Genomic DNA, 11242 nt, shown 5'->3' with positions numbered 1-11242 from the left:
CCCCCGGACCACCGGGGGCCACGGCCCTTCGCGCACGTCCGCCGCAGCCGCCCCGCCCGCCCGGCCCGTCCCACCCGCCTGGTCCGTACCGGCGGAATCCGGGGCGGCGACGGGCGTGGCACGGGCACGGCCGACGCGATGGCTGCCACCCTCGTCGTCCATGGACGTCAGCACCTTCTACGCCCTGTTCTCCGCCACCTGCTTCACCCTGGTCGGGCTGTGGTGGAACGTCGTCCAGAGCCACCACGACTGGATGCGCGACCCCGCCCTGCGGCGCGTCGTCGGCGGGATCTACCTGTCGTTCCTGCTGCCCGCCCTGATGGGCCTGTTCGCCCAGATCGGCGGCACCGAGCAGCCGCACATCTGGCGGGCGGCGTTCGTCGTCCTCGCGCTGATCGGCTGCGTCTGCACGCTGCGGCTGCTGGCGCGGGCGCGCGGGAACCGGTTCCTGATCTGGCAGCAGGCCGCGGCCGCGCTGCTCTACGCCCTGATCGCGGTGGTCGGGGCCTTCCCCGAGCTCGCCGAGCCGTTCGGGCTGCGGCCGATCCAGGCCGAGGCGCTGATGCTGATCGGCCTGATCGTGCTGGGGCACGCCCTGGTCTGGCGCTTCATGGCCGGCGAGGGCCGCGCCGCCGGGGATGACGGGACAGCCCTCAGCGGCCCTGCTTGAACTCCAGTGCCGCCGCCAGCGCGCCGAGCTGCTCGAAGGAGGCGGTGCCGGTCACCACCGTGACGTAGCCCTGCTCCCGCCGCACGAGGGCGTCGTACTTCTCGCCGTCCCAGCGCTCCCAGGCCGTGTCGCCGACCTGCTGGGTCTGCCCGGAGGCCGTGGCCTTCTGGGTGACCCGCTCCAGGTACTTCACGGAGGTGTCGGTGGACTGCTCGACCGCCGCGTACTGCTGCTGCGGGTCGAGGAAGCCCAGGTGCCAGGCGTCGGCGTTCTTGCGCTCGTACGTCACCGAGGTCGCGCGCCACTGCTCCGGCAGGCCCACGGGGGCGGCCACCGGGTACGGGGCCGCGCGCCGGGCCGTGATGGTCTCCACCCGGTAGTCGACCGTGCGTGTGGGATCGGCCTTGTCGTCATGCGGGACGAAGAGGTAGATCCCGGCGACGACGACTCCGATCACCGCCAGCGACCGGACCATGTCCCAGACCGTCTGCTTGCCTTTCATACCTGCCACGGCACCATCGTCCCGCATCGCCGGCCGGCGATCACCGCCGGGGTCGCGCGGGCGCGCCGCGCGGCGCACCCTTGAGTCGCCCCACCCCGTCCCGGCCCGATCCGGGCCCCATCCGCGCCCGGTCTCCCGCACGGGGCGCAAGGCGTTCGCTCAGGACAATCGAATGACCGATATTCCGCTCATACGTGACCCGCCCTGCTCAATATGTCGACGTACCGATAGAGTTCCAGCACCCTCACTTCCCGGCCGTCGCCGTACAGAAAGGTGCGCTCCGATGACCGAGCACAACCTGCCGCCCCAGCTCGAAGTCTCTCCGGAGGCCCCCGACCGCAACCTCGCGCTCGAACTCGTACGGGTCACCGAGGCGGCCGCCATGGCCGCCGGCCGGTGGGTCGGCCGCGGCGACAAGATCGGCGCGGACGGCGCCGCGGTCAACGCGATGAGGACCCTGATCTCCACCGTCTCGATGAACGGCGTCGTCGTCATCGGCGAGGGCGAGAAGGACGAAGCCCCGATGCTCTTCAACGGGGAGCAGGTCGGCGACGGCACGGGCGCCGAGGTCGACATCGCCGTCGACCCGATCGACGGCACCACCCTGAACGCCAAGGGCATGCCGAACGCCATCGCCGTCCTGGCGGCCGCCGACCGCGGCACGATGTTCGACCCGTCCGCCGTGTTCTACATGGACAAGCTGGTCACCGGCCCCGAGGCCGCCGACTTCGTCGACATCAACGCCCCGGTCTCGGTGAACATCCGCCGGGTCGCCAAGGCCAAGGGCATGGCCGCCGAGGACGTCACGGTCGTCATCCTGGACCGCCCCCGCCACGAGGGCATCGTCCGGGAGATCCGCGAGACCGGCGCGCGCATCAAGTTCATCTCCGACGGCGACGTCGCCGGCTCCATCATGGCCGCCCGCGAGGGCACCGGCGTGGACCTGCTGCTGGGCATCGGCGGCACCCCCGAGGGCATCATCTCGGCCTGCGCGATCAAGTGCCTGGGCGGCGTGATCCAGGGCAAGCTGTGGCCGAAGGACGACGCCGAGCGCCAGAAGGCCCTCGACGCCGGCCACGACCTGGACCGCGTGCTCACCACCACCGACCTGGTCTCGGGCGAGAACGTCTTCTTCGTCGCCACCGGCATCACCGACGGCGAGCTGCTGCGCGGTGTGCACTACCGCTCCGAGACCGCCACGACGTCCTCGCTGGTCATGCGCTCCAAGTCCGGCACCATCCGGAAGATCGACTCCACGCACCGCCTGTCGAAGCTGCGCGCGTACAGCGCGATCGACTTCGACCGCGCCCAGTAGCAGGCGGGGGCACAACGCGAGAGGGGCGGTCACCCTGTGCGGGGGTGACCGCCCCTCTCGCGTGTCCGCGTACGAGACGTGGAGGACGCACGGGCCGCACGGGAGCACGGGGCATCGCGGTCGACCGTGGCCGCGCCCCGGGGCCGACCGTGGCCGCGCGGGGCCGTCCGTGGCCGTGCGTCCGCGGCGTGCCGCGGACAGCGGCCTGCCCTGGCGGCGTGACCGGCCCGGTCGGCGACGGTGGCGGCCGGCTCAGCCCGCCGCGGCTATCGACCCCGCGCCGGGGGCTTGGCGCAGCTCGGCGGAGCGGCGCCGCATCCGGGCCAGCACCACCCGGCGCTCGGCCGCGGTGAGACCGCCCCAGACCCCGTACGGCTCGGGCTGGAGCAGCGCGTGCTCGCGGCAGGCGACCATCACCGGGCAGCGGGCGCAGACGCGCTTCGCGGCCTCCTCGCGGGAGAGCCGGGCGGCGGTCGGCTCCTTGGACGGCGCGAAGAACAGCCCCGCCTCGTCGCGGCGGCACACCGCCTCCGCGTGCCAGGGGCCGTCCTCCGCCGCCCTGGCCGGCGCCGGCACCCGCGGCTGCGGCACGGCCGATGGGCGTGCCGCAGGACCCTGAAGGCTCTTCACGGCGGCTACCTGCAGGGACTGATGCGGCGGATGCGGCACGGTCTACTCCTGACGACGTATACGTGAGCGAGAGACGACGCACCTGTCCCTACCCGCTGTACGCGCCCCTATGCACCGCGTGCCACCGGGCGCCCGGGGTTCGTCCGAAACGAGACCCTCCGCATCCGGGTTGGCCGCCGCCGCGTGCCACCGCCCCGTCCCGGCCGCGTTTCAGCCGTCGCGGCGTCCCCGCAGCTTGCGGGCCAGGTCGACGAGGCGGGCGCCCAGCTTGGGCCGCGCCTCGATGTTGCCGAGCAGGGAGAAGCCGCGGACGATCACGACGGGCGCCTGCGGGTCGGTCTCGCCTCGGCCCTCGCCGCGCACCTCGAAGTTGCCGAGGACCCCGCTGCCGTAGCCGCGCAGGGTGACGTTCTCCGGGACCAGGACCTCCACGTTCCCGAGGACGCACGTCACATTGATCTCTGTGACCTGCTGTTCGAAGACCGCCTCGGTGAGGTCGATGGTGATGTCGCCCATGACCGAGACCGCGCGGGTGTGAGCGCCGGGCCGCCAGCGGCCCTTGCGGCTGGAGCTGCTGCACACGGCGACGATGGTCTCCGCGGCCTGGCCGGCGGCCCCCGCGTACGCGGACGGGGCCGGGGTGTGGACGCCGCCGGGCGCGGGCAGATCCCGTACGAGCGCTTCCAGCTCGCCGACGGTCTTGACCGCGTACAGCGTGTCCAGGCGCTCGGAATGCTCCTCGGCGGTCAGCCTGCCTTCGGCGAGGGCGTCGCCGAGGACCTGCGCGATCCGGTCCCGGTCGGCGTCGGAGGCGCGCAGCGCGGCGGGGCCGGGCGCGGGGGCGGCGGGGTGCTTTTCCAGGTCCACGACGCCAGCATAGCGAGACACGATAGATCGCGATACTACCGAGTCGGTGCGAGTGAGCCTTACCTCACAAACACACGCCGGGCGGGAGGTCCTACGCTGGAGGACTGCGCTGCCAATCTGGTCGTCAGTGCTGTCTGCAGAGTGAGGAATGGCCCCAATGCCGGAGTTCGCGTACACCGACCTGCTGCCCCTGGGCGAGGACACCACCCCCTACCGGCTGGTGACCGCCGAGGGCGTGTCCACCTTCGAGGCTGACGGCCGTACGTTCCTCAAGGTCGAGCCGGAGGCGCTGCGCAAGCTCGCCGAGGAGGCCATCCACGACATCCAGCACTTCCTGCGCCCCGCGCACCTCGCGCAGCTGCGCCGCATCATCGACGACCCGGAGGCCTCGTCGAACGACAAGTTCGTCGCGCTCGACCTCCTCAAGAACGCCAACATCGCGGCGGCCGGCGTCCTGCCGATGTGCCAGGACACGGGCACGGCGATCGTGATGGGCAAGCGCGGCCAGAACGTGCTGACCGAGGGCGGCGACGAGGCGGCGCTCTCGCGCGGCATCTACGACGCCTACACCCGCCTGAACCTGCGCTACTCGCAGATGGCCCCCCTCACCATGTGGGAGGAGAAGAACACCGGCTCGAACCTGCCCGCGCAGATCGAGCTGTACGCGACCGACGGCGGCGCGTACAAGTTCCTCTTCATGGCCAAGGGCGGCGGTTCGGCCAACAAGTCCTTCCTCTACCAGGAGACCAAGGCGGTCCTCAACGAGGCCTCCATGATGAAGTTCCTGGAGGAGAAGATCCGCTCGCTCGGTACGGCGGCCTGCCCGCCCTACCACCTGGCGATCGTGGTCGGCGGCACCTCCGCCGAGCACGCGCTCAAGACCGCCAAGTACGCCTCCGCGCACTACCTGGACGAGCTGCCCCGCGAGGGCTCGCCGCTGGGCCACGGCTTCCGCGACGAGGCACTGGAGCAGCAGGTCTTCGAGCTGACGCAGAAGATCGGCATCGGCGCGCAGTTCGGCGGCAAGTACTTCTGCCACGACGTCCGCGTCGTGCGCCTGCCCCGCCACGGCGCCTCCCTGCCCGTCGCGATCGCCGTGTCCTGCTCGGCGGACCGCCAGGCCACCGCGAAGATCACCGCCGAGGGCGTCTTCCTGGAGCAGCTGGAGCGCGACCCGGCCCGCTTCCTGCCGGACACCACGGACGAGCACCTGTCGCAGTCCTCGGACGTCGTCTCCATCGATCTGAACCAGCCGATGGACGACATCCTGGCGACCCTGACCAAGCACCCGGTCAAGACCCGCCTGTCGCTGACCGGCCCGCTGGTCGTGGCGCGCGACATCGCGCACGCCAAGATCAAGGAACTGCTGGACTCGGGCGCGGAGATGCCGCAGTACCTGAAGGACCACCCGGTCTACTACGCCGGCCCCGCGAAGACCCCCGAGGGCTACGCGTCGGGCTCCTTCGGCCCGACCACGGCCGGCCGCATGGACTCCTACGTCGAGCAGTTCCAGGCGGCGGGCGGCTCGAAGGTCATGCTGGCCAAGGGCAACCGCTCCCAGCAGGTGACGGACGCGTGCGCCGCGCACGGCGGCTTCTACCTGGGCTCGATCGGCGGCCCCGCGGCGCGCCTGGCCCAGGACTGCATCAAGAAGGTCGAGGTCCTGGAGTACGAGGAGCTCGGCATGGAGGCCGTCTGGAAGATCGAGGTCGAGGACTTCCCGGCGTTCATCGTGGTCGACGACAAGGGCAACGACTTCTTCCAGAATCCGGCCCCCGAGCCGACGTTCACCCACATCCCCGTCCGCGGACCGGGGCTGTAGCACCGCTCCTGCGACGAGGGGCCCTCTGCCGAACGACAGAGGGCCCCTCGGGGTTTTCGCTGTTCGGCCGATGCAGCCGGGGGGGCTTCAAGGTCGCCCCGGCTCCCCCGGCGCCGCGGCGGGAGCCGTCAGGTACCGGGCCTCCACGGGGGTGGCCCGGTACCCCGCCGCCCGGGCGGCGACGCCATCCGGGCAGGATGCGGTACCGGGGCGCCCCGTGCATCCGGATAACGTCGGGGGCATGACGCACACGCAGCTCCGTACCGCCCGCGCCGTCCGGGTCGTCGCCCATCGCGGGGCCTCCCACGAGCACCCCGAGCACACTCTGGCCGCCTACCGGCAGGCCGTCGCGGACGGTGCCGACGCCCTCGAATGCGACGTACGGCTCACCGCCGACCACCGGCTGGTCTGCGTGCACGACCGGCGCGTGGAGCGGACCTCGGACGGGCGCGGGGTGGTCTCGGAGATGACCTACGAGGAGCTGTCCGCGCTCGACTTCGGCGGCTGGAAGGGCGAGGCGCACCGCGGGGCGCAGGTGCTGCTCTTCGAGGATCTGCTGAAGGAGGCGCTGGCCGCGGACCGGCCCGTCGGGCTGGCCGTGGAGACCAAGCACCCCACGCGGGCGGGCGGCCGTCTGGAGGCCGAGCTCGTGCGGGTGCTGAAGGACCACGGGCTGGCGGACGGCCGGGCGGGGCTGGTCGAGGTGATGAGTTTCTCGCGCAACGCCCTGATCAGGTTGAACCGGCTCGCGCCCGGCTTGCCGGCCGTGTACCTGATCGAGCGGCGGCTGCGTCCGGTGCGGCCGCCGTTCGCGGGGCACGCCGGACCGGGCATCGACCTGGTGCGCAAGGATCCGGGGCTGGTGGGGCGGTTGAAGGCCAAGGGGCTGCGGGTGCGGGTGTGGACGGTCGACGAGCCCGAGGATGTGGAGCTGTGCGTGCGGCTCGGCGTGGACACCCTGATCACGAACCGGCCGCGCGAGGTGCGGGAGTACCTGGGCTCCCTGTGACCGCCGGCGGTACGGGGGCACCCGGCCGGGGTGCGCCGGCCGGGCGTGGGGGGTCCGGTGGTGCGGGGCGGTTATGCCCCGAAGCGCTGGTTCGCGGCTCCGGTGCAGGTCTGCAGGCGCAGCGGTTCGCGGGCGGCGGCCACGGTCAGGCACATGCCCGGGGCGGCGGCGGGCCGCAGGGTGGCGCCGTCGCGGAAGAACTGCTGGTTGGCTCCGCCGTGGCAGTTCCAGATGATCAGGCCGGTGCCGGAGCCGTAGTTGGCGCCGGGGGCGTCGAGGCAGCGGTCCTGGGTCAGCTCGATGTGGACGGACTTGCGGGCGGTGTCGTACCACCAGCCCTGGTTGCGGCCGCCGTGGCAGTCCCAGCCGACGATCTTCGTCTCGTTGGCGCTGGAGCCTCCGAAGGAGTCGAGGCAGGTGCCGGTGGCCTCGTTCCTGAGCGGCTTGAACTTGTCGTCCCAGGCCCCGGCCTGGAGGACGGGCGTGCCGGTGCTGGCGGGGTCGGCGCAGGAGGCCTCGCGCAGGCCCGAGTCGTAGAGCTGGGTCAGGCAGGACGCGAAGGCCCCGTGTCCGCGGTAGTTGGGGTGGAAGGACTGGCGGGCGGTGTTCTCGTCCCACGGGAAGTGGTCCCCGAGGTCCAGGTAGAGCCCGCGGGCCCAGGTGTCCTCCATGCAGACCTCGTGGCCGTGGAAGAGCCGGGAGTTGTCGAGGTAGATCGCGCCGGAGGCCAGGGCCGCGGCGCGCATGCCCTTCTGGAAGGTGGGCACCGCGTAGTTGCGGCCCCAGGTGGCGTCGGAGTCGTAGCCGGCGCAGCCGCCGGGCAGCTTCCCGGGGAAGTTCGGGTTGTCGTGGAAGTCGGGGCCGATGGGGCTGGGGTAGCCCATCACGACGAGCTTGTAGTCGGCGTCGGCGTAGCCGGCGTCGCGCATGACCGTCCTGAGGTCGGCGACGGTGGCCTCCACCTTGGGCCTCAGGCCGTCGACGCGGGCCTGCCAGCCGGGGGCGTACTTGGGCTCGCAGGTGCCCTGGCTGAGGATCCAGCGGGTCACGCAGTCGGTCATGACGGGGCCGAACTGGAGGTCGTCGTTGGCGCCGGCGACCAGCAGGACCATCTTGATCCTGGTGTTGCGGGCCTTGATGGCGAGGCTGTCGCTCTGCACCAGCTCGTCGGCGTACTGCTTGCTGCCTCCGATCCTGATGTTGCCGGTGTAGCCGCCGGAGCAGGCGACGTTGAAGGTGAGGTCGGCCGGGATGCCGGTGCGGTGGATCGCCGCGTCGGGCGAGCGGTGGCACTGGTTGTTCGGGGTGTTGGTCGCCGGGTCGTAGGTGCCGACGCCCTCGCCGGAGATCTCGCTGTCGCCGAGCGAGATCAGGCCGGTCCTGCGGTCCGCCGGCGGGCGCACGGCGGGGTCGCCGTAGATCGTGACGGCTTCGGCGGCGCGGATCGCCTCCAGCTCGGGCGGGAGGGGTTTGACGACCCCGGAGGCGGTGGCCGCCTGGGCCATGGGGGTGACGGCGGTGACGCCCCCCAGGGCGGCCGCGAACGCCGCGACGGCGGCGAGGGTAGATCTGAGCGTGGGCTTCGTGCGGGCACGTGCCATGGACGCCTCCCGGGATATGGGTGTTACCCACGGTATTTACTGGTCAGTAGGGGAGTTGGGAACACTTCCAACAAGAGAATTGCTCAACTTTTTTGGGAGGCAACAGACATGACAGACGATCAGCAGGCCGACGGGTTCCGCACGGAGCACGACTCCATGGGCGACGTGCGGGTGCCCCTGCACGCCAAGTGGCGCGCGCAGACGCAGCGCGCCGTGGAGAACTTCCCCCTCTCAGGACAGCGGCTGGAGCGGGCCCACATCGAGGCCCTCGCCCGGATCAAGGGCGCGGCCGCCCTCGTGAACGCACGCCTCGGCGTGGTGGACCAGGACGTCGCCGACGCGATCCGGTCCGCCGCCGCCGAGGTCGCGGACGGGCGCTGGGACGAGCACTTCCCCGTGGACGTCTTCCAGACCGGGTCGGGGACCTCGTCCAACATGAACACCAACGAGGTCATCGCGACCCTGGCCACCGAGCGCCTGGGCCGGGACGTCCACCCCAACGACCACGTCAACGCCTCGCAGAGCTCGAACGACGTCTTCCCCTCGTCCATCCACATCGCCGCCACCGCCGCCGTCGCGAACGACCTGGTCCCGGCGCTGGAGCATCTCGCCGCCGCGCTGGAACGCAAGGCGGTGGAGTTCGACCGGGTGGTCAAGGCGGGCCGGACCCACCTGATGGACGCCACCCCGGTCACCCTCGGCCAGGAGTTCGGCGGGTACGCGGCCCAGATCCGCTACGGCGTCGAGCGGCTGCGCGCGTCCCTGCCCCGCCTCGCCGAACTCCCCCTGGGCGGGACGGCGGTGGGCACCGGCATCAACACCCCGCCCGGCTTCTCGGCCGCCGTGATCGCCGAGGTGGCGATCGCCACCGGGCTGCCGCTGACGGAGGCGCGCGACCACTTCGAGGCCCAGGGCGCGCGGGACGCGCTGGTGGAGACCTCGGGCATGCTCCGCACGGTCGCCGTCTCGCTCACCAAGATCTGCAACGATCTGCGCTGGATGGCGTCGGGCCCGCGGACCGGTTTGGCCGAAATCAGTCTGCCGGACCTCCAGCCCGGCTCCTCGATCATGCCGGGGAAGGTCAATCCGGTGGTCCCGGAGGCCGTCCTGATGGTCGCCGCACAGGTCATGGGCAACGACGCCACCGTCGCCGTGGCGGGCGCGTCCGGCAACTTCGAACTCAACGTGATGCTGCCGGTGATGGCCCGCAACCTCCTCGAATCGATCCGGCTGCTGGCCGGCGCGAGCCGCCTGCTGGCCGACCGCACGGTCGACGGGATCACCGCCGACGAGGCCCGGGCCAGGGAGTACGCCGAGTCCTCGCCCTCCGTGGTGACCCCGCTCAACCGCTACATCGGCTACGAGGAGGCCGCGAAGGTGGCCAAGAGGTCCCTCGCCGAGCGCAGGACGATCAGGGAGGTCGTCCTGGAGTCCGGTTACGTGGAACGCGGCGACCTCACCCTGGAACAGCTCGACGAGGCCCTGGACGTCCTGCGCATGACGCGTCCCTGACCGGCCGCCGACACCCCGGGGGTGGGGGCCGGATCCGGTCGTTCTCGGCCGCGAATCGCTCCGTGACCTGCACCGCAGCGGGCGCGGGGGCCCCCGCCCTAAGATCTGCGCATGACAGGTACCTTCGAGCCCGGGAGCAGCCGGGCGCCGGGCGCGCAGCCGGGTCCCGCGCGCGGCGGGCGCTGGTCGCCCGGGGACCAGATCCTGTGGCGCTACCGCGACCACGCCCCGGGGCTGAAGGGCGCGGTGCACATCTGCCGCCCGGTGACCGTGGTGCAGGACACCGACGAGATGCTCGCCGTCTGGATGGCCCCCGGCACCGAATGCGTCAAGCCGGTCCTCGCCGACGGCAGCCCCGTCCACGAGGAACCGCTCGCCACCCGGTACACCGTGCCGCGCACGACCGTGCGTTCGCGCTGGTTCGGCGGCGGTGTGCTGAAGCTGGCCCGCCCCGGGGACCCGTGGTCGGTCTGGCTGTTCTGGGGATCGGGCTGGACGTTCAAGAACTGGTACGTGAACCTGGAGGAGCCGCGCTCGAGATGGGCCGGTGGAGTGGATTCCGAGGACCACTTCCTGGACATCGCCGTCTATCCCGACCGCAGTTGGAAGTGGCTGGACGAGGACGAGTTCGCCCAGGCCCAGCGGTCCGGCCTGATGGGCCGTGAGCAGGCCGGGCGGGTACGGGAGGCAGGCAGTGCGGCGGTCGCCCTGATCGAGGAATGGGGTGCTCCGTTCTCGGCCGGCTGGCAGGATTGGCGGCCGGATCCGACCTGGCGGATTCCGGCCCTGCCCGAGGACTGGGACCGCACCCCGGCGCATATGACCTCATGAGACCCTTGATGCGCCCCCGGGGTTCAAACGTAGGATCGTCCTCCGCGAGGTCGCGCACGCGCGACGGTGCGGTCGGGCCGCACATCGGCAAGTGTCTTTCTGCACACGGGATCTGACCGGAGGTCGGCACACGAGGAGAGGCGACGACGGGGCGGCGGGTCCGCCCGGGGAGCTCCCGGCCGCATGCCGGGGGAGAAGTTCGAGCGAGGAACCTCTGGGCGATGGTGCCCGGGCCGCTGAGCGGGTATACCGCGACTGACCGAGTTGAGTGCAGCGCACATCGAGCGCAAACGGACGGAATTCCACGCGTGACGGAGTACCCCACCTCCCAGGAGGGCCCGCAGCCCGTCGCCTCCGGCGGAGGTACGGACGAGGCCGGCCACGGCAAGGCGCCCATCGCCGCCACCGAGGCCGTACGCACGCATGCCGCGGGCGCCGGTGCCGGACCCGCGGCCGAGCCGGGCGCGGCGGCCGCCGCGGCGG

General features: G+C 71.9%; 10 protein-coding genes. 6 read left to right on the top strand and 4 right to left on the bottom strand.

The window, feature by feature from the left end; all coding sequences use genetic code 11:
- Positions 1-160: 160 nt before the first annotated feature.
- Positions 161-670, top strand: a complete 510-nt coding sequence (locus AVW11_RS34155) for a hypothetical protein (protein WP_076046962.1) — start codon at positions 161-163, stop codon at positions 668-670.
- Here the strand turns inward: AVW11_RS34155 and AVW11_RS34150 are convergent.
- Positions 654-1172 (bottom strand): DUF4245 domain-containing protein, encoded by a 519-nt coding sequence (locus AVW11_RS34150; protein ID WP_225885141.1) that lies wholly within the window; start codon positions 1170-1172, stop codon positions 654-656. The two genes, AVW11_RS34155 and AVW11_RS34150, sit on opposite strands and share 17 nt — an antisense overlap.
- Before the next feature lie 283 nt (positions 1173-1455).
- Between AVW11_RS34150 and glpX the strand changes: the two genes are divergently transcribed.
- Positions 1456-2487, top strand: coding sequence for a class II fructose-bisphosphatase (gene glpX / locus AVW11_RS34145; protein ID WP_030850369.1), 1032 nt, complete (start codon positions 1456-1458; stop codon positions 2485-2487).
- A gap of 252 nt (positions 2488-2739) precedes the next feature.
- On the opposite strand, the gene AVW11_RS34140 is transcribed toward glpX, so the two are convergent.
- Positions 2740-3156: a WhiB family transcriptional regulator gene (locus AVW11_RS34140; protein ID WP_030850372.1), complete on the bottom strand. Its 417-nt coding sequence runs from the start codon at positions 3154-3156 to the stop codon at positions 2740-2742.
- A gap of 171 nt (positions 3157-3327) precedes the next feature.
- On the bottom strand, positions 3328-3984 hold the full coding sequence (locus AVW11_RS34135; RefSeq protein ID WP_076046961.1) for a DUF1707 SHOCT-like domain-containing protein: 657 nt from the start codon (positions 3982-3984) through the stop codon (positions 3328-3330).
- A 157-nt stretch (positions 3985-4141) separates the two neighbouring features.
- Between AVW11_RS34135 and AVW11_RS34130 the strand changes: the two genes are divergently transcribed.
- A complete protein-coding gene (locus AVW11_RS34130; RefSeq protein WP_060180495.1) occupies positions 4142-5806 on the top strand; it encodes a fumarate hydratase in 1665 nt (554 codons plus the stop codon).
- Positions 5807-6047: 241 nt separating this feature from the next.
- The gene (locus tag AVW11_RS34125; RefSeq protein ID WP_076046960.1) at positions 6048-6815 is read left to right on the top strand and encodes a glycerophosphodiester phosphodiesterase; all 768 of its coding nucleotides are present in this window, start codon (positions 6048-6050) and stop codon (positions 6813-6815) included.
- A 71-nt stretch (positions 6816-6886) separates the two neighbouring features.
- On the opposite strand, the gene AVW11_RS34120 is transcribed toward AVW11_RS34125, so the two are convergent.
- Positions 6887-8416 carry a ricin-type beta-trefoil lectin domain protein gene (locus AVW11_RS34120; RefSeq protein WP_076046959.1) on the bottom strand — a complete coding sequence of 510 codons (1530 nt, stop codon included), beginning with the start codon at positions 8414-8416 and terminating at the stop codon, positions 6887-6889.
- A gap of 108 nt (positions 8417-8524) precedes the next feature.
- On the opposite strand from AVW11_RS34120, the gene AVW11_RS34115 reads away from it, so the two are divergent.
- Both AVW11_RS34115 and fomD read left to right on the top strand, forming a co-directional pair.
- Positions 8525-9928, top strand: a complete 1404-nt coding sequence (locus tag AVW11_RS34115) for a class II fumarate hydratase (protein ID WP_076046958.1) — start codon at positions 8525-8527, stop codon at positions 9926-9928.
- 111 nt (positions 9929-10039) lie between these two features.
- Positions 10040-10759 (top strand): cytidylyl-2-hydroxypropylphosphonate hydrolase, encoded by a 720-nt coding sequence (gene fomD / locus AVW11_RS34110; protein WP_060180490.1) that lies wholly within the window; start codon positions 10040-10042, stop codon positions 10757-10759.
- The last annotated feature ends 483 nt before the right edge of the window (positions 10760-11242 follow it).

The organism is Streptomyces amritsarensis, assembly GCF_001953875.1.
GTDB lineage: Bacteria > Actinomycetota > Actinomycetes > Streptomycetales > Streptomycetaceae > Streptomyces > Streptomyces amritsarensis.
The sequence above is the reverse complement of the archived record's forward strand: the minus strand, read 5'-3'. Positions and strand labels throughout refer to the sequence as shown.